The following is a 17,198-nucleotide window of genomic DNA, read 5'->3' as shown; positions in this document are numbered from 1 at the left end:
CTCCGCTCGAAGCGAGAGTGATGCGATTCTTCGAAGACCTCTCGGTCGGCGACATCTACGAGTACGGTGACTACACGGTGACCGAAGACGAGATTCTGGAGTTCGCCGAGCAGTACGACCCACAGTGGTTCCACACCGACCCCGAACGCGCCGAAGCGGAGTCGATGTACGGAAGCGTCATCGCCAGCGGGTGGCACACGACGGCGATGACGATGCGTCTGAACGTCGACGGGTTCCTCGGTGATTCGGTCGCTCTCGGCGCGAAAGGCGTCGACGAACTCCGCTGGTGGAAACCGGTTTATCCGGGCGACACCCTCAGTATCGAAAACGAAATCGTCGACACGACGGTCGAAACCGAAGACCGGGGCCTCGCGAAAATCAAGACGACCACCTACGCGGAACGGACATCTGGTGAGGTGGAGAAGGTCTGTTCGTTCGTCGGACTCGTGATGGTCGCACGACGACCGGAGGAGTGAGTGAAGGGACTGTCCCGACCGACTTCAGTCGTCGTCGCGGAACCGTTCGGGGTGCCGTGCTCGCTCTGCGGCACGCCGAAGCACGCCGGTCAACGTCGCCGCCTCGCGCTCAGTCGGGTGGGCACGGCCGACGAGTCGGCGCATCATCTGTGACGTCTTGTTCCGTTTGTGTTCGCGGTAGTCGATTGCGTCGAGTAAGTCGTCGAAGAACCGGTAGACGACGTCTATCTCTTCTTCGGAAGCGCGTTCGCGCTCTACGTCCGGGAGTTGCGTCTCTTCGACGGTGAACCGGCGGAGTTCGTACAGCAGGATGGTCGCCGCCTGCCCGAGGTTGAGGACGGGATACCGGCCGTCTGCGGGGATACAGCACACCTCGTCGAGCATCGCAATCTCCTCGTTGTCGAGGCCGGTTCCTTCACGGCCGAAGACGAGTGCCGTCTTGGTCTTGACCGTCTCCAGTGAGTCGGCGAGTTCGACCGGCGTCTTGAACGGGTAGCGGACGTGTCTCGTGGAGTCTTCGTGGGAGACTGCCGTCGTCCCGACGGTGTGGAACTCTTCGACGACTTCTTCGAGCGTCGTCTCGGTTGCGTTCGGCAGGACGTCCTCGCGAGCGTGGCCGGCGAACCCGTACGCCTCGCCATCGGGGTCCAACGGCGGCGGGTTGACCAGTCGCAAGTCGTAGAGACCGAAGTTCTTCATCGCCCGGGCGATGGTGCCGACGTTCCCCGGCGTCTCGGGTTCGACGACGACGACGACGAACTCGTGGTTGGCGTCGTGCCCGTCGCTCATTTCGTCGGGTAGTCCGTGTCTAAATCGACGTCTGCCAAGTCGTCTTCGTCGACGAGCGACTCGTCGTCCGTATCCGGGCCGTAGTCGCGAAGGTTGATACGCTCACCTTCGAATCCCTCGACCAGTCGCTGTTGAATCTCGGCGGCGTCCGGCGGCGACGGCAGTTCGTCTGGGTCGGTATCGACGTACTCCAGTCCACCGTATCCCTCTGGGGCGCGTCCGCCGTCTGCGAACCACTCGTGGAACGCGTCGGCGAACACGGCATCGCCGACGAACTCGCGGCCGTCTTCCTCGCGGAACCAGTAGAGGAAGTCGGGTTCGTGCTGGTCACACAGCAGGACTTCCTCACCGGGTTCGCCGTAGACGATTCGTGCCTGTCGGCACTGCTGAATTTCCTCGTCGCCGTGGACGAGATAACACCCGTCGCACGGTTCTTCGACGAGTGTGACGAGACGGACGAGGCGCTTGCGCGCGTCTTCGGGGATATCGTCGAGCGGTTTGAACTCCCCGTCGTCGGTGAATATCTCGGACTCTTCGAAACGCCATCCGCGGAGTCCCACGCTGACCTTCGCCATGACGCGAGGTAACCGAGCGGCGGATAAAAATGGCGTGATGCGTCCGCACGGCGCGGGACAGGGCCGAACGACGGTGAGGCACCGAACGCGTCCGCGACCGGTCTGCATATGTTCGTGTGGTCCAACCGACGGGTATGCGAACCGTCGATGCGGCAGGACTCGAAATCGGTGACGACCACCCGCCCCGAATCATGGGTGTGTTGAACGTCTCCAAGGAGTCGCCGTACAAACCGAGCGTGTTCAACGACCCGACTGAGGCCGCCGAATACGTCGACCGGAACCTCATCGACGAAGGAGCCGATATCGTCGATATCGGCCTCGAATCCGCGAACAAACGACTCGACGTACTGTCGGCCGACGACGAACTCGAACGCCTCGACACGGCACTGTCCGTTCTCGACCACGTCTCCGGCGACGCCGTCTTCTCTATCGAGACGCGGTATCACGAAGTCGCACAGGCGGCCCTCGAAAACGGATTCGACATGGTCAACGACATCTGCGGGTTCGCCGACCCGGAGATGCCGACGGTGTGTGAAGAACACGACGCCGCCGTCGCGAAGATGGCGAGTCCGCCGGACCTCACGCGACCCGGTGCTATCGAGGAGGTAGACGATATCTACGACGCGCTCGAACTGAACGGCTTTACCGACAAGACCATCGTGGACCCGGCGTTCGGCGGGTGGTCGGAAGCGAAGACGCTCGCACACGACCGAGAGACGTTCGACCGACTCCGCGAGTTCCGCGGATACGGGTATCCGATTCTCGTCTCTATCAACCGGAAGAACTTCCTCCGTGACGTGGCCGGGCGTTCGACGGAAGACGCGCTTCCGGTCAGTCTCGCGGCCACCTCGATGGCCGTCGAACGCGGTGCACACGTCATCCGAACACACGACGTGCGAGAGACGCGTGACGCGGCCCTCATCGGTCACGAGTTCAAACGCCGTCGCGTCCGTGAACCTGGCGACGTCTCCGTCGAAGAACTCGACGTGACGACGCCGCGCGAAGCGGAGCGACATCTCGACCGAATCGGGGCATCGACAGATATCGCCGCCGAGAGTGTCACCCGAGTCTTCGAACTCGAAGGCCTCTCGGACGCCGACAGAGAGGCCCTCGCTGCTGCCGCTGCAGATGCGGGCGTGACATTCGTCGGTGGTGAAACCGGTGGCCTCCTCGTCGGGTCGCCGGCCTCACTCGGCCGGGTTTCAGGCCTCGTCACTCCTGCCTCAGACGCTCTCGAAGCGGCGTTAGAGACAGTCGAACGGGGCGTCCGCTGAGGGCGTTTTCCACGACCAATCGACGGTTTATCTGCTCGGAATTAATGTGAGTATAGTTGACACGAACCCGTCGATTTGTATGACGTTCGGCATGCGTTGACCGTTCTACTAAGAGAAAACTTATACCATCCGACTCTAAAACGGTCCTGTGGACGCCGGAAGGGCACGCGGGTAGGGGTACACGAGTGCCATTCCGGCCCATACAGTTAATCTCTGAGCAGCAGCACTCTGAGTATCAACCATGCGATTTAGCGAGTGGGAGCCCGTCTACAGACAGATTCTCGATAGTTTCGGGTTCGAGCGAGCGGGTGACGAGGAGGCACGTGACGTTCTCGCGTCGCTCGTCTCGCCGTTCGACCGCACTCGCCTCGCGTGGGGCGGACAGACGGTTGCTATCTGCGGCGCGGCACCGACGCTCGACGCCGAACTGGACGCTCTCGGCGACGCTGACGTCGTCGTCGCCGCCTCGACTGCTGCCGACGTCGTTCGTGAGGCAGGGTACGACGTCGATATGATGGTCACGGACCTCGACAAGAACCCAGAGACAGCAGTGGAACTGAGTGAGCGCGGGACTCCCGTCGCCGTCGCCGCTCACGGTGACAACGTCCCGGCGATACGAGAGTGGGTCCCCAAGTTCGACGCCGACCACGTTCTCGGGACGACACAGGCCGAACCGCACGGCCCGGTGGTCAACTGGGGTGGATTCACCGACGGTGACCGGGCAGCGTTCATCGCGGACGAACTTGGCGCGGCGTCACTCGTCTTCGCGGGGTGGGACTTCGACGACCCGTCGGTAGACGCAATCAAAGCACAGAAACTGGCGTGGGCGGAACGACTGTTGGCGTGGCTCGAACGCCGACGAGACGAACCGTTCGCCATCCTCGATGGGCGACGCGACGACGTCGAACCGCTCCCGTAGCCGTTCTGTTCGCTCGTCACACCGGAAAACCCGTCTCACCGAGTGCTGCGTGGTTGTTTCCCCGCTTCGGTGTCGCTGCTGGAGACGGTGGGCGTCGCTTCGTCGACGACTGCGTCGAAGAGTTCGGAGTTACAGGCCAGACAGGAGACGGTGACGTGGCGCTTGCTCTTCTCTTCGTCGGACACTCGTTCGGTGTCGACTTCGATTGCCCCGTCACAGGTGGGGCACCGACGGAGACTCAGGCGAAGCGCACCGAGGACGCGGTTCCGGTCGGCCGTCGAGAGTCGCCACCACTCTGGGTAGTGACGCCGGAACGCCATGACTGCGGTCAGGTCGGCCACGAACGCGGCACGCGACATCCACCGGCCGATGTTTCCGCCGTCGAGCTTGGCGAACAACCCCTGTTCGTCCCATCCCATCTCGACGCGGGTGTGGTCGACGCCGAGTAAGCCAGCGAGCGCCGACTGGTCGTACTCCCGACCACGCATCTCGACCATTCGTCGCCGCCATTCGGCCGCAAACTGCTTCGAGAGAGCGAGTGAGTCGGATTCTCCGTGCGCGAAGACACCGGCGGCGTTCAGGTCGGCGACTAAATCGACGTCGCCCTCGACTGAAATCGACGACGGCGGTGCTGGCGGGAGTTTCGGCAGACTCGTCTCCCGTAGCTCGGCCACCGCGAATCCGAAGACCACTGCTGGTGGAAGGACACCGAAGACGACACCGTACGGAGTCCACACGAGCCACCCGAGTGCCCCACAGACAAATGTCAGAAACAAAAGGGGAAGGACGATAGGGTTCCCGAGCAGTGGCTGGTTGGTCCCCAGGTCAAGTGAGATTCGCTGCCCGGTCATACGACATACATGGCGTTCTTGCCGTATAGGTATGGACAGGGTACATCAGATATGAAGAATGTAAATGTGTGGACTTATCTGAATACAGTATATAATATCACATTACCACAGAGCTTGGCCGCCAAATATCACTATTACTCACATATTGTCGACACAGGCAGCGAGCGAAACCATCTCCGGGTGTGAGACTGTCCGAGTAGGACGACGTTTGTTGGACGCATGCGGAGTAAGGGGTTGCCTGCCGCTACATTAACGGTGACTCCGTCCTGAGGCGCGACCATGGACCTCTACTGGCACCGGCGTGATTTGCGCGTTGCCGACAATCGAGGGGTGACTGAGGCAGCGAGCGAGGGCGACGTCGTCCCACTCTTCGTCTTCGACGAGGCGGTGCTCGACCACGCCGGTTCGCCACGGGTGCAGTACATGCTGGACGCACTCGACGCGCTCCGAGCGTCGTATCGCGCCGCCGACAGTGACCTCCTCGTCGGACGGGGAGACCCGAGAAGACTCGTTCCCGCACTCGCGTCGGAACTCGGTGCAGACCGAGTCGTCTGGAACGAAGACTACTCCGGGTTGGCCCGTGAGCGTGACGCCGCAGTGCGTCTCGCACTCGACGACGCTGGCATCTCCCGAGCGTCGGTTCACGACGCTATCTTCCACCCACCGGGGTCGATTACGACGAACGCAGGCGACCCCTACTCGGTCTACACCTACTTCTGGAAGAAGTGGCGTGACCGAGAGAAACCCGACCCCTATCCCGAACCCGACGACGACGCCTTCGTCGAACGAGCGACACTCGAATCGGCCGCTCGCCCGGTGCCGAACGTCAGCGTCGGTACCCTGCCGACGCTGTCTGACCTCGGGTTCGACGAACCGACCGCAGACGTGATTGCCGCGGGAACTGACGCGGCACGCCGCCGCCTCGACGACTTCTGTGCGGACGCAATCTATCGCTACGCCGACGACAGGGACTATCCCGCCAGAGACGGGACGTCGATGCTCTCGACAGACCTGAAGTTCGGAACGATAGGCATCCGAGAGGTGTACGATGCAACTGTTGCAGCACGTGAAACGGTCGGTGGCAAGCGAGACGAATCCGTCGAGGAGTTCCAGTCACAACTCGCGTGGCGTGAGTTCTACGCGCACGTCCTCCGGTTCAACCCGAGCGTCGTCTCGGAGAACTACAAGGAGTTCGAACACGACATCCAGTGGCGCGACGACCCAGACGAACTGGCGGCGTGGAAAGCGGGCGAGACAGGGTATCCAATCGTCGACGCCGGAATGCGCCAACTGCGAGCCGAGGCGTACATGCACAACCGCGTTCGCATGATTGTCGCGTCGTTTCTCACCAAGGACCTGTTGTGTGACTGGCGACACGGGTACGCGCACTTCCGCGAGTACCTCTCTGACCACGACACGGCCAACGACACCGGTGGGTGGCAGTGGGCCGCCTCCACGGGGACCGATGCGCAACCCTACTTCCGTATCTTCAACCCGATGACGCAGGGCGAGCGCTACGACCCGGACGCCGAATACATCACGAAGTACGTGCCGGAACTTCGCGGCGTGCCGGCCGACACGATTCACGACTGGCACGAGACGAGCGACACGGAACGCGAGCGAGTCGCACCGGAGTATCCCGCACCTCTCGTGGACCACTCCGAACGACGGGAGATGGCGCTGGCGATGTTCGAAGCGGCGCGAGGCGACGACTGACGCCGGTCGGGTCGCCGCTCCGTCGAGTGGCGAAACGCTATCGTTCCAGCCCGCGAGTTGCTTCGCATGCACGTCGCCATCCTGCTGTACGACGGATTCGACGAACTCGACGCCGTCGCTCCGTTCGAAGTGTTCCAGAACGCGGGCGCGTTCGGTGCGGACTGCACCGCGGAGTTCGTCACGCTCGACGAACGCGACTTCGTGACCGCAAGCCACGGCATGCGCGTCGGCGTCGACAGCGTCCTCGACCCAGAAACCGACCGCCCTGACCTCCTCGTCGTCCCCGGCGGCGGATGGAATTCGCGGGCAGAACAGAGTGCGTGGACAGAAGCAGAGAAGGGCGACGTTCCCGACGCGATAGCGACGCTTCACGCGGCCGGAACCACGGTTGCCGGCGTCTGTACCGGCGGGATGCTCCTCTCGCGGGCGGGTATCCTCAGCGGACGGCGTGCAATCACACACGGGAGCGCCCTCGACGACTTACGCGAGACGGACGCCGAAGTCGTCGCCGCCCGCGTCGTCGACGACGGCGACGTGCTGACTGCTGGCGGCGTCACCTCTGGCCTCGACCTGTCGTTACACGTCGTCGAACGCGAGTTCGGCGAGTCAGTCGCTGCTCGTGTCGCTCGCGAAATCGAGTACGAACGCCGTGAGAGCCCGTTCGGCGGCTGACACGAGCGGTCACTCGGCGACGAACTGAACGACCGAAATCGACGGACTGCGGGGCCCGAGACCCTGCTCTATGTTATCATACCTCTCCTCAAGTTTTAACAGGATTCCGCCCCACCCACAATACGGAGGATATTACACAATGAGCTACGAACTCGACCCGCTTCCATACGACTACGACGCCCTCGAACCCCACATCTCCGAACAAGTCCTGACCTGGCACCACGATACCCACCATCAGGGCTACGTAAACGGCTGGAACGCGGCCGAAGAGACCCTCGCCGCGAACCGCGACGCAGGCGAGTTCGGTTCGTCCGCTGGTGCGCTTCGCAACGTCACCCACAACGGTTCCGGTCACATCCTGCACGACCTCTTCTGGCAGAACATGTCGCCGGAAGGCGGTGACGAACCCTCGGGTGCGCTCGCAGACCGCATCGAGGAAGACTTCGGTTCCTACGAAGCCTGGAAGGGCGAATTCGAAGCTGCTGGCTCCGCCGCCGGTGGCTGGGCACTTCTCGTCTACGACTCGTTCTCGAACCAGCTTCGCAACGTCGTCGTGGACAAGCACGACCAGGGCGCACTCTGGGGTAGCCACCCCATCCTCGCACTGGACGTCTGGGAGCACTCCTACTACCACGACTACGGCCCGGCCCGCGGAGACTTCATCAGCGCGTTCTTCGAAGTCGTCGACTGGGAAGAGCCGTCGGCCCGCTACGAGCAGGCCGTCGAACTCTTCGAGTAGAGCCGTCCATCCTGACAATTCTTTTGCAGACACCGCCCGACGAGCGACGGTGCTCGCGTCCTGACGACCAACGCGTGAGAAGACAGGCCCGCCCAGTCAGTCGAGCGATTCAGTAGCGGTGACGAACGTCGTGAGGTCGACGTCTTCTGCAACCTCCTGCAACTGGTCGTTCAACGTCGCGAAGTCGCGGCCTGCCGGGCCACGGTCGAATCCAGCGAGCAACCCCACGGGGTGGTCACCGACGAACGTCCGAAACTGCTCGAATTCGTCGAATCCACGGACCGTGTAGCCGTATTCGGCGTAGTAGAGGGCCTCGTAGGTGTCTCTCGTGACGTAGCCGAACCGCTCGTTGTCGATGAACTTCGCGACGTCGACGGAGTCGATGGCGTCGGCAACGTCCTCTCGGAGGTAGAGATGTTCGTAGCCGTGACGGTCGAACACCCACAGGTCCCGAAGCGCGTCTCCAGCGAACGCGCGGACGGTATCGACGATTCGTGAAGCGGCATCGCTCATCGCTTTCGTGTCCCACTACCCATTGATAAGTATTCGCATGGAAACTCGTATGCAGTCCCCGAATCGGCCGCTCGGGCCGTGGTCGTGACTGCCTCGTCGGCCGGCGGTGGGTCGTCGGGGTTTTGCCGGTCGACAGAGAACTGTCCTGTATGCCCAAACCGAAAGACGATTTCGACACCCTCTATGGGTATCTGCTGTACGACCCACAGGACATCCTCGACCCCGACTACATGTACACAGTCCCCGAGATTGCTCGGATGTTACAGGGCCTCGACCCGACGACTGCCCTCAACGAAGAGACGGAAGACCGACTCATCGAGTGGACCATCCCGTGGATTATCCAGCACGAAGAGAAGTTCGTCATCAACGACCCGCGCGGCGACGAACCGGGATACTACGGAATTCACCCGGATTACGTCGCTGACGAAGACGAAGAGTAGTCGGCGCGTCCCCCGTCACTCTCGGCGTCAGCGATTGACGCGCGCCGCCCGTGCCGCGAGTTCGATGTCGTCCTGTGGCCGGGTGACGATGCTCGGACCGTGACCGGTGTGTATCTCCGTGACGTCGTCGCCGGTTGCTTCACGCAGGCGGTCGATACTCTCGATGAGCACGTCTCTGTCACCTTCAGGCAAGTCGGTGCGGCCGAATCCACCGTTCGCGAAGACGAGGTCACCGGCGAAACAGACGCCCGACCCACGCGAGAAGAAACAGAGGTGGTCGTCTTTGTGACCGGGTGTGTGGATGGCCTCGTACACGTCGTCGCCAATCTGGATGCGTTCACCGTCTTCGAGACGATTGTCTACGGCGAGGTTGCCCGCGTCGTATCCCCACGTCTGCACGTCGAAGGCGTCGCGGAGGGTGTCGACGTTTCCGATGTGGTCGGGGTGGGTGTGCGTGAGATAGACGGTGTCGACGTGGTCGGTCACGTCGCGAACCTTCGAGACGATATCGAAGCCTGCGCCGGCGTCGACGAGCGCCGTCGTCTCCCCCTCGACGAGAAAGGCGTTGGAGGTGAAGGCGCGAATCCCCTGTGCGAGGTTGCGAATCATGCAAGACGCTACGACGAGGGGGGACTTTCCTGTTGTGGGGGCAGAGAGCGAACAGATTTAGTAGTCGCAACCGAGACCAAGAACCGACTCTGGGGACCCCACATGCGCCAATACCTCGACCTCGTCACCGACGTTCTCGGCACCGGCACGTACAAGCCCAACCGAACGGGTGTAGACACCATCTCTGGCTTCTCGAAACATTACGAAGTCGACCTTCAGGAGGGCTTCCCGCTTCTGACGACGAAGGACCTCTCGGGATTCCGCTGGAACTCGCTCATCCACGAACTCCTGTGGTATCTCTCCGGCGAGGAGCACATCAAGAACCTCCGCGAGGAGACGGGTATCTGGGATGCGTGGGCAGACGACGAAGGGAATCTCGATACTGCCTACGGCCGCTTCTGGCGACGATACCCCGTCCCCGAAGACGGCCTTCCGGGCGAGGCGTGGCCCGACGCCGACCAGCGCTGGATGAACGACGAGGGGACCTTCGACCAACTCGCGTACGTCCTCGACACGCTTGAAGAGAGCCCCAACTCCCGGCGGATGGTCATCAACGCGTGGCACCCCGCCAACGCCGCCGTGTCGACGCTGCCGCCGTGTCACTACACGTTCGTCTTCAACGTGCAGGGTGACGAACTCAACCTGCATCTGACGCAGCGTTCGGGCGACATCGCGCTCGGCGTTCCGTTCAACCTCGCCGCCTACGCCATCCTCGCACAGGTCGTGGCACAACAGACCGGGTTCGAACTCGGGAAGTTCGCCCACACCATCGTCGACGCGCACGTCTACTGCGGAACCGGTGACCGCGGCGCGTGGTACGCCGACAACCTCGACGAACTCCAGTCTCGACTCGCGGACGTCGAATCCCGTGAAGAGTACCTCGACGTGCGCGACTGGTTGGTCGACGCGGCACCCGAGGAGGCCGACGGCGAAGAGGACTACGACCACGTTCCGGGCCTCCTCCTGCAGGCCGCCCGCGAACCTCGTGAGCGCCCGACACTCGACGTGGCCGACGTGCCGCTGTCGGACCTCACGTTCGACGACATCGTCCTCCGCGACTACGACCCCGCCGACGGGATTCGCTTCGCGGTGGCCGAATGAGTGACGCGGATACAGTCCGATTCGTCCTCGTCGCCGCCGTCGCAGACAACCGCGTCATCGGACGCGACGGCGACATGCCGTGGCACCTGCCGGAAGACCTGCAGCACTTCAAACAGACCACGATGGGTCACCCCGTCGTCATGGGGCGAAAGACCTACGAGAGCATCGCTCGCCAACTCGACGGGCCACTTCCGGGCCGACACAGCGTCGTCCTCACGAGTCGTGACCTCGACTTGCCTGAGGGGGCGGAGACTGCTGCATCGATAGCCGAGGCAGTCGATGCGAGCGTGGCCGCTGCCGCCGAGATGGGCGTCGAGACGGTGTACGTCGTCGGCGGTGCGACGGTGTACGAACAGTTCCTCGACCGGGCGTCGCGGATGGTTCTCACCGAACTCGACGACGCCCACGAGGGCGACACTCGGTTCCCCGACTGGGACCCCGACGAGTGGGTCGAAACCGACCGTGACGACAGAGACGGGTTTTCGTTCGTCGTCTACGACCGACGCGAGGCGCAGTCGTGAGCGACGCTGGAAGACGGTGGGAGTACAAAATCGTCCGAACGGCCGACGGTGGCCTCTTCAGCGGTGACACCGCCCCGATGGAAGACGCACTCGACTCACTCGGCGACGAGGGGTGGGAACTCGTCGACACTATCTCCGACTCCCGTGGTGCGAGTGCGGGGAGCGGACAGACGGCGCTCGTCTTCAAACGACCGAAGTCACGCGAGTAACAGGCCGAGTTCAGCCTTCGAGCGTCCGGTACACCGGGTTCGACCCGTCGTTCTCGAACGTCACCATCTCCTCGCCGTCGAACGTCACCGTGAACGTCTCGTAGTCACTCGGAATCGTCACCACGGCGTCCATCGTCGTCCGCGGGGTGCAGTCGTCTGATGGAGTCTTCTCGCTGTCTTCGTCCGGACTCGTCGTCAGTCGATAGACGTACTCGCCGTCCGCGACAGTCTCGACGCTTCCGTCGATTCTAACGCTCGGCGTCTCGTGGGTGAACGTCCGGTTGAAGGCGAACGACGTCTGTTCGCCGGCGGGCATCCGGACGACCCACGACGAGGGTGCAGTCTCGTCGGCGGCGAGACAGCCGGTCCCGGCGGTTATCGAGGACGTCGGGGAGACAGTCGTCTCCGTGGGCGAGACGGAGGCGACGACGACACCACCGAGGACGACGCCCACGACGAAGACGGCGACGAGCGCCGTGGTAGAGTAGGAAGTCACACGTAACCAGACGGTTCGGAGAAGGATAATTACAGTATGAGGGTCGCTACCGTGGGTCTATCCGAGACTCCCCTCCATCTCCAACTCGACCAGTCGGTTGAGTTCGACGGCGTACTCGATTGGGAGTTCCTTCGTGATGGGTTCGATGAACCCCGAGACGATCATCTGTTTTGCCTCCTCGTCGTCGAGTCCGCGAGACTGAAGGTAGAAGATGTCCTCGTCGCCAATCTTCCCCACAGTCGCCTCGTGAGCGACGTCGACTCTGTTCTCGTGAATCTCGATGTGGGGCATCGTATCTGACGTCGAGGTGTTGTCGAACATCAGCGCGTCACACTCGACAGAACACGACGAATCGGTCGACCCGTGTGCGATGCGAACGAGTCCGCGGTAGTTGGTGCGACCCCCACCGCGTGAGATAGACTTCGAGACGATGGTCGATTTGGTCTCTGGGGCGTTGTGGTAGACTTTCGCGCCGGTATCGATGTTTTGGCCCTCACTGGCGAAGGCGATGGTGATGTGGTTGTCGGAGGCACCGCGTCCGTTGAGAATCGTCGCGGGGTAGAGCATGGTTACCTTCGAGCCCATCGAACCCGAAATCCACTCCATGCGGCCGTGCTTGCCGACGATGGCGCGCTTGGTGTTGAGGTTGTACGTGTTCTTCGACCAGTTCTGGACGGTCGAATACTGGACGTGTGCGCCCTCCTTGACGAACACTTCGACACATCCCGAATGCAGGTTGAACGCGGAGTACTTGGGCGCGGAACACCCCTCGATGTAGTGGACTTCCGAGTTCTTCTCGGCGATGATGAGCGTGTGTTCGAACTGCCCCATCCCGGCGGAGTTCATGCGGAAGTACGCCTGAACCGGCATATCGACAGTGACGCCCTCCGGAACGTAGACGAACGACCCGCCGGACCAGATTGCCCCGTGGAGTGCGGCGAACTTGTTGTCGCTCGGGGGGACGCACTTCGTCATGAAGTACTCCTCGACCAGGTCGGGGTGTTCGCGGACGGCTTTGTCCATATCCATGAAGATGACGCCCGCTTTCTCCCACTCTTCGTGCATATTCTGATAGACGATTTCGGACTCGTACTGCGCGCCGACGCCCGACAGTGCGTTCTTCTCGGCTTCCGGGATGCCCAGTTTGTCGAAGGTGTCCTTGATATCCTCCGGCAGGTCGTTCCAGTCACGGACGCCACCGCGGACTTCGACGTCGGGGCGGATGTACGGGACGATGGCATCGACGTCGACTTCCGAGAGGTCAGGTTGGCCGGGCCACCCACTCGGCATCGGCATCTGCTGGAACATCTTCAGGGCTCGGAGGCGACGCTCCAGCATCCACTCCGGTTCCCCCTTGTCTTCGGAGATAATCCGAACGGTCTCTTCGTTGAGACCCTTTTTGGCCACGAACGCGGCCTTCTGTTCCTTCTTGAAATCGAAGCGGGTCTGCACGTCTGCCGCTTCGAAGTGCTGTTCCTCTCGTGAACTCATAACACCTAGAGAGGGGTTCCCAGTGGATATGAGGGTGTGCCCTGCGTACCGGCACGCGGAGAGTCTCTACTGACTGAATATCCGTTTTGAGGAGAGTCGTATCGGTGACTCATACGCATCTTTATCCTCGTAACCGTCGATAATCAGACAGAGTTCGGAGATTTCAGTATGGGACTTTCAACACTCGTCGACCGGGTCCGACAACCCGAATACACCGGTGAGAACCGGTGTACGCCCTGCACAATCGTCAACGTGGCCATCGCCGCCGTCGTGAGCGTCGCGCTTGGCCTCCTGTGGGCACCGCTCGTCGTCGCCTCCTTCGCGCTCTTCGTGGCCGTCATCTACACGCGAGGCTATCTCGTTCCCGGGACGCCGACGCTCACGAAGCGATATTTCCCCGACCGAGTGCTCAGGTGGTTCGACAAGGAACCGCAACCGGCGTTCACCGTCGGCCTCGGCGATGGAACCGCCATTGACGTCGAGGCGGTCTTACAGGAAACCGAGGCACTCGAACCGTGCGAAGACGTCGAAGACCTCTGTCTGACACCGGAGTTCGAGTCCGCGTGGCGACGCGAAATCGAACGCACCGACGACCCACTTGTACGACAGCGACTGGCCGCCATCGTCGGCGTCGACGAGTCTGCCCTCCAGTTAGATGATATCGGTGGGTGGTACACTGCAACCGTCGAAACCACGCAACTCGGGCGCTGGGAATCACAGGCGGCACTGGTCGCGGACCTCGCCGCAGATGCAGTGCTCGCGAGTCGCGTCCTCGACTGGAACGAACTCGGCCCCGACCAGCGAAGTGCCCTCGTGAGAGGACTCCGTATCTACCTCGAAGAGTGCCCCGACTGCGGCGGCACAGTCTCGTTCGGCGAGGAGACACGAGAGTCCTGCTGCCGGTCGTGGGAGACTCTCGTCACTCGGTGTAACGACTGTGGCACTCGACTGTTCGAAGTCGAAGCGTCACTCATCGAAGAAGATCCACACGCAGTGTAGGAACTGGGCCGGCGCGCCAGCACCCGCGACGTGTGGCACACGTCCGCCGGGAGCATTTACTTGGTTGACAGCATCACGCTCTGTATGAGCAAAGCCCACTTCGAACTGTACGCAGACGCGGAAGGCGAGTACCGATGGCGTCTCGTCCACGACAACGGCAACATCCTCGCGGACTCGGGGGAAGGCTACGCGTCGAAACAGAAGGCCAAACAGGGTATCGAGAGCCTCAAACGTAACGCACCGGAGGCCGCAGTGGTCGAAAAGTGACGTGGCCGTGATGGGTGTGGTCGTAAACCCCACACCACTGCCGGGTGTGGAGGCTTTTTCCGCCTCCGGCACCGACCACGGGGTAATGACGAACATCGTCTTCGCGACTGAGGAGGTTGCACGATGAACCGAAACGACAAGCAGGCGTACGACCGGGGGACGTCGCTCTTCTCGCCAGACGGCCGTATCTATCAGGTCGAGTACGCCCGCGAGGCGGTCAAGCGAGGCGCGCCAGTCGTCGGCGTCCGAACGACAGACGGCGTCGTTCTCGTCGGCCAGCGCTCGTCGCCCTCACCGCTCATGGAGACAGAGAGCATCGAGAAGATTCACAAACTGGACGACCATCTCGGTGCCGCCAGCGCCGGGCACGTCGCCGACGCGCGCAAACTCATCGACTTCGCTCGAACGACTGCACAGCGTGAACGCCTCCGCTACGGCGAACCAATCGACGTCGAAGTACTCACCAAAGCCATCACGGACAACATCCAGGAGAGCACGCAATCCGGTGGCACCCGCCCCTACGGCGCGTCGTTACTCATCGGTGGCGTCGAAAACGGGACGCCACGCCTCTTCGCGACAGACCCCTCGGGGACGCCACAGGAGTGGCGAGCAGTCGCTATCGGCGGCATGCGCAACGACATTCAGGACGCACTCGAAGCAGGCTACACCGACGACCTGACGCTCGACGACGGCGTCTCGCTCGCGCTTTCGGCACTCCGCACGGCCAACGACGAACTCACGGCCGAAGAGGTAGACGTGGTCAAACTCTCCGCAGACGGATATTCACAACTCGACAAAGACGCGATTGCCGACGCCTTTGCGGACGCCGCCCCCGACGAAGACGAGGCGTAGATGAACACCGGGCCCGAGGCGACGCTCGACCGCATCGCCGTCTATCCGGTGAAGTCACTCGACCCGGAATACGTCGAACGGGCCGATATCGTCGAAAACGGTGGCCTCGCCGGCGACCGAGAGTTCGCCATCTTCGACGCCGACGGGGCCTACGTCAACGGGAAACGAGAGCGGTCGATTCACCGGATACGGAGTGCAGTCTCGCTCGACGACTGGACGGTTCGACTCAGCGCCCCCGGCCACGAGGACTACCACGGGCCACTCGACGCCGCAGACGCATGGCTCTCGGACTACTTCGGCTACGACGTCGAACTGCGACGGGACCCCGCAGGCGGATTTCCCGACGACACGACTGCCAGTGGGCCGACCGTCATCTCGACGGCGACGCTCACGGAAGTGGCCTCGTGGTTCGACGGAATCGACGCTGCCGAGATGCGGCGTCGCCTCCGGCCGAATCTCGAACTCGACGCGCCCACGCCGTTTTGGGAAGACAACCTGTTCGACACGCGCGAGACGCGCGTCGCCTTCTCGGTTGGCCCCGTCTCTTTCGAGGGCGTCAACCCCTGTCAGCGGTGTGTCGTCCCGACTCGGAATCCCGACACCGGCGACGCGACACCGGGGTTTCGTGAGCGATTCGTGAGGAAGCGTCGTGAGACGCTCCCCGCGTGGTCGGGCGGCGACTGGTTCGACCACGACTTCCGACTCATGGTCAACACGACTGTCTCCGCGTCGTCGTGGGGTGAGACGCTCACTGTCGGCGACGCCGCCGTCGTCGGCGACGTCGTCTCGGACTGAGACGCCGCCGTCACCACCCGCTGAACTTGTCGCGGCGGTATAAGTCGAGTTCGCTGACCGTCGAGTCGTCTTGCAAGGCGGCGAACCGAATCGCGTTGGCAATCTCTTCGGGCTCGGTGACTTCGCCCGCCTCGAACCGAACTTCGAACGCCTCGCCGTCTTCCGACCCGAACTCGGTTCGGACTTCGGTTGGGTTCACGACGGTGATACCGACGCCGGCGTCACCGACCTGTCCTTCGAGGCTGTGTGCGAAGCCACGGACCCACCACTTCGACGCGGCGTACACCGGGTTGAACGGACGTGGATACTGGCCGGCGAAGCTCCCGACGAAGACGAGGTTCCCTGCCGTCTCGCGGAGGTGTGGCAAGGCGGCCCGAGAGACGTAGAAGACGCCATCGACGTTCGTGTCCATCATCTGGCGGTACTCGTTGGTCGACATCGACTCGATGTCCGACCCGCGCGCGAGTCCCGCGTTGTTGACGACGACGTCGAGGCGGCCGAACTCGTCGATGGTTTGGTCGAACGCCGCCTCGACGGCGTCCTCGTCGCGAACGTCCGTCGGGACGACGAGCGTCTCGACGTCGTGGGTAGATTCGACGTCCGAAGCGATGCTGAGCAACCGGTCTTCCCGCCGGGCGAGCAAGACGAGATTCGCGCCCGCCTCCGCGAGGGCGTGTGCAGTCGCTTCGCCGATACCTGCGCTCGCGCCGGTGACGAGCGCAACACAGTCCGTCAGGTCGTCGCGCATACGTGTCGATGTGACGGGCGTGACAATCAACGGTTCCCTCGGCGTGGCACCTTGCCGCCTCCTACACGCTGTGACGAACACGGAGATGGAACAGGAACGGAGCGGGAACAAGAACGTGAATGGGAACAGAGCGGGATGCGAGAGCA

Annotated in this window: 22 protein-coding genes; 14 read left to right on the top strand and 8 right to left on the bottom strand. The window is 62.6% G+C overall.

The window, feature by feature from the left end; translation table 11 throughout:
• Window positions 1-20: 20 nt before the first annotated feature.
• Complete coding sequence (locus ACK3R5_RS08790; protein WP_411966716.1) at window positions 21-476, top strand: MaoC family dehydratase; 456 nt, start codon at window positions 21-23, stop codon at window positions 474-476.
• Window positions 477-500: 24 nt separating this feature from the next.
• On the opposite strand, the gene ACK3R5_RS08785 is transcribed toward ACK3R5_RS08790, so the two are convergent.
• Both ACK3R5_RS08785 and ACK3R5_RS08780 read right to left on the bottom strand, forming a co-directional pair.
• On the bottom strand, window positions 501-1,265 hold the full coding sequence (locus ACK3R5_RS08785) for an RNA methyltransferase (RefSeq protein ID WP_411966715.1): 765 nt from the start codon (window positions 1,263-1,265) through the stop codon (window positions 501-503).
• On the bottom strand, window positions 1,262-1,840 hold the full coding sequence (locus tag ACK3R5_RS08780) for a hypothetical protein (RefSeq protein WP_411963684.1): 579 nt from the start codon (window positions 1,838-1,840) through the stop codon (window positions 1,262-1,264). The genes ACK3R5_RS08785 and ACK3R5_RS08780 overlap by 4 nt, the downstream gene beginning before the upstream one ends.
• Window positions 1,841-1,974: 134 nt before the next feature.
• Here ACK3R5_RS08780 and ACK3R5_RS08775 point away from each other — a divergent pair, with 134 nt between their 5' ends.
• The gene (locus ACK3R5_RS08775; RefSeq protein ID WP_411966714.1) at window positions 1,975-3,114 is read left to right on the top strand and encodes a dihydropteroate synthase; all 1,140 of its coding nucleotides are present in this window, start codon (window positions 1,975-1,977) and stop codon (window positions 3,112-3,114) included.
• Window positions 3,115-3,355: 241 nt separating this feature from the next.
• Window positions 3,356-4,033 (top strand): 6-hydroxymethylpterin diphosphokinase MptE-like protein, encoded by a 678-nt coding sequence (locus tag ACK3R5_RS08770; protein WP_411966713.1) that lies wholly within the window; start codon window positions 3,356-3,358, stop codon window positions 4,031-4,033.
• Between the two features lie 35 nt (window positions 4,034-4,068).
• Here the strand turns inward: ACK3R5_RS08770 and ACK3R5_RS08765 are convergent, their stop codons facing one another.
• Window positions 4,069-4,884 carry a hypothetical protein gene (locus tag ACK3R5_RS08765; RefSeq protein ID WP_411966712.1) on the bottom strand — a complete coding sequence of 272 codons (816 nt, stop codon included), beginning with the start codon at window positions 4,882-4,884 and terminating at the stop codon, window positions 4,069-4,071.
• Between the two features lie 279 nt (window positions 4,885-5,163).
• On the opposite strand from ACK3R5_RS08765, the gene ACK3R5_RS08760 reads away from it, so the two are divergent.
• The 3 genes from ACK3R5_RS08760 to sod all read left to right on the top strand — a co-directional run bounded on the left by ACK3R5_RS08760 (window position 5,164) and on the right by sod (window position 8,011).
• Complete coding sequence (locus tag ACK3R5_RS08760; protein ID WP_411966711.1) at window positions 5,164-6,600, top strand: cryptochrome/photolyase family protein; 1,437 nt, start codon at window positions 5,164-5,166, stop codon at window positions 6,598-6,600.
• Between the two features lie 66 nt (window positions 6,601-6,666).
• Window positions 6,667-7,272 carry a DJ-1/PfpI family protein gene (locus ACK3R5_RS08755; protein ID WP_411966710.1) on the top strand — a complete coding sequence of 202 codons (606 nt, stop codon included), beginning with the start codon at window positions 6,667-6,669 and terminating at the stop codon, window positions 7,270-7,272.
• A gap of 139 nt (window positions 7,273-7,411) precedes the next feature.
• Window positions 7,412-8,011: a superoxide dismutase gene (gene sod / locus ACK3R5_RS08750; protein ID WP_411966709.1), complete on the top strand. Its 600-nt coding sequence runs from the start codon at window positions 7,412-7,414 to the stop codon at window positions 8,009-8,011.
• A gap of 96 nt (window positions 8,012-8,107) precedes the next feature.
• Here the strand turns inward: sod and ACK3R5_RS08745 are convergent, their stop codons facing one another.
• Window positions 8,108-8,524: a hypothetical protein gene (locus ACK3R5_RS08745; RefSeq protein ID WP_411966708.1), complete on the bottom strand. Its 417-nt coding sequence runs from the start codon at window positions 8,522-8,524 to the stop codon at window positions 8,108-8,110.
• Between the two features lie 149 nt (window positions 8,525-8,673).
• On the opposite strand from ACK3R5_RS08745, the gene ACK3R5_RS08740 reads away from it, so the two are divergent.
• Window positions 8,674-8,964, top strand: coding sequence for a DUF5827 family protein (locus ACK3R5_RS08740; protein ID WP_411963676.1), 291 nt, complete (start codon window positions 8,674-8,676; stop codon window positions 8,962-8,964).
• A gap of 27 nt (window positions 8,965-8,991) precedes the next feature.
• Here the strand turns inward: ACK3R5_RS08740 and ACK3R5_RS08735 are convergent, their stop codons facing one another.
• Window positions 8,992-9,573, bottom strand: coding sequence for an MBL fold metallo-hydrolase (locus tag ACK3R5_RS08735; RefSeq protein ID WP_411963675.1), 582 nt, complete (start codon window positions 9,571-9,573; stop codon window positions 8,992-8,994).
• A 102-nt stretch (window positions 9,574-9,675) separates the two neighbouring features.
• Between ACK3R5_RS08735 and thyA the strand changes: the two genes are divergently transcribed.
• Genes thyA through ACK3R5_RS08720 form a run of 3 tightly spaced genes read left to right on the top strand, consistent with a single transcriptional unit; the run spans window position 9,676 to window position 11,404 of the window.
• Complete coding sequence (thyA, locus tag ACK3R5_RS08730) at window positions 9,676-10,674, top strand: thymidylate synthase (RefSeq protein WP_411966707.1); 999 nt, start codon at window positions 9,676-9,678, stop codon at window positions 10,672-10,674.
• A complete protein-coding gene (locus ACK3R5_RS08725) occupies window positions 10,671-11,195 on the top strand; it encodes a dihydrofolate reductase (RefSeq protein ID WP_411966706.1) in 525 nt (174 codons plus the stop codon). Before thyA ends, ACK3R5_RS08725 begins: the two co-directional genes overlap by 4 nt.
• Entirely contained in the window at window positions 11,192-11,404 is a 213-nt protein-coding gene (locus tag ACK3R5_RS08720) for a DUF4177 domain-containing protein (protein WP_411963672.1), read from the top strand. Before ACK3R5_RS08725 ends, ACK3R5_RS08720 begins: the two co-directional genes overlap by 4 nt.
• Before the next feature lie 10 nt (window positions 11,405-11,414).
• On the opposite strand, the gene ACK3R5_RS08715 is transcribed toward ACK3R5_RS08720, so the two are convergent.
• Together ACK3R5_RS08715 and sufB are read right to left on the bottom strand one after the other, a co-directional pair.
• Window positions 11,415-11,900: a hypothetical protein gene (locus ACK3R5_RS08715; RefSeq protein ID WP_411963671.1), complete on the bottom strand. Its 486-nt coding sequence runs from the start codon at window positions 11,898-11,900 to the stop codon at window positions 11,415-11,417.
• 57 nt (window positions 11,901-11,957) lie between these two features.
• A complete protein-coding gene (sufB, locus tag ACK3R5_RS08710; RefSeq protein WP_411966705.1) occupies window positions 11,958-13,391 on the bottom strand; it encodes a Fe-S cluster assembly protein SufB in 1,434 nt (477 codons plus the stop codon).
• Window positions 13,392-13,559: 168 nt separating this feature from the next.
• Between sufB and ACK3R5_RS08705 the strand changes: the two genes are divergently transcribed.
• The 4 genes from ACK3R5_RS08705 (at window position 13,560) to ACK3R5_RS08690 (ending at window position 16,304) form a co-directional block, all read left to right on the top strand.
• Window positions 13,560-14,390 carry a hypothetical protein gene (locus tag ACK3R5_RS08705; protein ID WP_411966704.1) on the top strand — a complete coding sequence of 277 codons (831 nt, stop codon included), beginning with the start codon at window positions 13,560-13,562 and terminating at the stop codon, window positions 14,388-14,390.
• Window positions 14,391-14,474: 84 nt separating this feature from the next.
• The gene (locus tag ACK3R5_RS08700; RefSeq protein WP_411966703.1) at window positions 14,475-14,657 is read left to right on the top strand and encodes an HVO_2922 family protein; all 183 of its coding nucleotides are present in this window, start codon (window positions 14,475-14,477) and stop codon (window positions 14,655-14,657) included.
• A gap of 123 nt (window positions 14,658-14,780) precedes the next feature.
• On the top strand, window positions 14,781-15,509 hold the full coding sequence (gene psmA, locus ACK3R5_RS08695) for an archaeal proteasome endopeptidase complex subunit alpha (protein ID WP_411963667.1): 729 nt from the start codon (window positions 14,781-14,783) through the stop codon (window positions 15,507-15,509).
• Entirely contained in the window at window positions 15,510-16,304 is a 795-nt protein-coding gene (locus ACK3R5_RS08690; RefSeq protein WP_411966702.1) for an MOSC domain-containing protein, read from the top strand.
• A gap of 10 nt (window positions 16,305-16,314) precedes the next feature.
• Here ACK3R5_RS08690 and ACK3R5_RS08685 read toward each other — a convergent pair whose 3' ends face one another.
• Entirely contained in the window at window positions 16,315-17,052 is a 738-nt protein-coding gene (locus ACK3R5_RS08685; RefSeq protein WP_411966701.1) for an SDR family oxidoreductase, read from the bottom strand.
• Window positions 17,053-17,198: the final 146 nt, after the last annotated feature.

Source organism: Haloferax sp. YSSS75 (assembly GCF_046764215.1).
In the GTDB taxonomy this organism is placed as follows: Archaea; Halobacteriota; Halobacteria; order Halobacteriales; family Haloferacaceae; genus Haloferax.
Note: the sequence above shows the minus strand (reverse complement) of the source record. Positions and strands in the feature narration are given on the sequence as shown.

Bases quoted from the DNA above. Each gene is read 5' to 3' on its own strand.
- sufB (WP_411966705.1), bottom strand. From the start codon at position 13,391: ATGAGTTCACGAGAGGAACAGCACTTCGAAGCGGCAGACGTGCAGACC.
- ACK3R5_RS08775 (WP_411966714.1), top strand. From the start codon at position 1,975: ATGCGAACCGTCGATGCGGCAGGACTCGAAATCGGTGACGACCACCCG.
- ACK3R5_RS08755 (WP_411966710.1), top strand. From the start codon at position 6,667: ATGCACGTCGCCATCCTGCTGTACGACGGATTCGACGAACTCGACGCC.
- ACK3R5_RS08780 (WP_411963684.1), bottom strand. From the start codon at position 1,840: ATGGCGAAGGTCAGCGTGGGACTCCGCGGATGGCGTTTCGAAGAGTCC.
- ACK3R5_RS08690 (WP_411966702.1), top strand. From the start codon at position 15,510: ATGAACACCGGGCCCGAGGCGACGCTCGACCGCATCGCCGTCTATCCG.
- thyA (WP_411966707.1), top strand. From the start codon at position 9,676: ATGCGCCAATACCTCGACCTCGTCACCGACGTTCTCGGCACCGGCACG.
- ACK3R5_RS08685 (WP_411966701.1), bottom strand. From the start codon at position 17,052: ATGCGCGACGACCTGACGGACTGTGTTGCGCTCGTCACCGGCGCGAGC.
- ACK3R5_RS08765 (WP_411966712.1), bottom strand. From the start codon at position 4,884: ATGACCGGGCAGCGAATCTCACTTGACCTGGGGACCAACCAGCCACTG.
- ACK3R5_RS08735 (WP_411963675.1), bottom strand. From the start codon at position 9,573: ATGATTCGCAACCTCGCACAGGGGATTCGCGCCTTCACCTCCAACGCC.
- ACK3R5_RS08740 (WP_411963676.1), top strand. From the start codon at position 8,674: ATGCCCAAACCGAAAGACGATTTCGACACCCTCTATGGGTATCTGCTG.
- ACK3R5_RS08705 (WP_411966704.1), top strand. From the start codon at position 13,560: ATGGGACTTTCAACACTCGTCGACCGGGTCCGACAACCCGAATACACC.
- ACK3R5_RS08770 (WP_411966713.1), top strand. From the start codon at position 3,356: ATGCGATTTAGCGAGTGGGAGCCCGTCTACAGACAGATTCTCGATAGT.
- ACK3R5_RS08790 (WP_411966716.1), top strand. From the start codon at position 21: ATGCGATTCTTCGAAGACCTCTCGGTCGGCGACATCTACGAGTACGGT.
- ACK3R5_RS08745 (WP_411966708.1), bottom strand. From the start codon at position 8,524: ATGAGCGATGCCGCTTCACGAATCGTCGATACCGTCCGCGCGTTCGCT.
- sod (WP_411966709.1), top strand. From the start codon at position 7,412: ATGAGCTACGAACTCGACCCGCTTCCATACGACTACGACGCCCTCGAA.
- ACK3R5_RS08760 (WP_411966711.1), top strand. From the start codon at position 5,164: ATGGACCTCTACTGGCACCGGCGTGATTTGCGCGTTGCCGACAATCGA.
- psmA (WP_411963667.1), top strand. From the start codon at position 14,781: ATGAACCGAAACGACAAGCAGGCGTACGACCGGGGGACGTCGCTCTTC.
- ACK3R5_RS08700 (WP_411966703.1), top strand. From the start codon at position 14,475: ATGAGCAAAGCCCACTTCGAACTGTACGCAGACGCGGAAGGCGAGTAC.
- ACK3R5_RS08725 (WP_411966706.1), top strand. From the start codon at position 10,671: ATGAGTGACGCGGATACAGTCCGATTCGTCCTCGTCGCCGCCGTCGCA.
- ACK3R5_RS08785 (WP_411966715.1), bottom strand. From the start codon at position 1,265: ATGAGCGACGGGCACGACGCCAACCACGAGTTCGTCGTCGTCGTCGTC.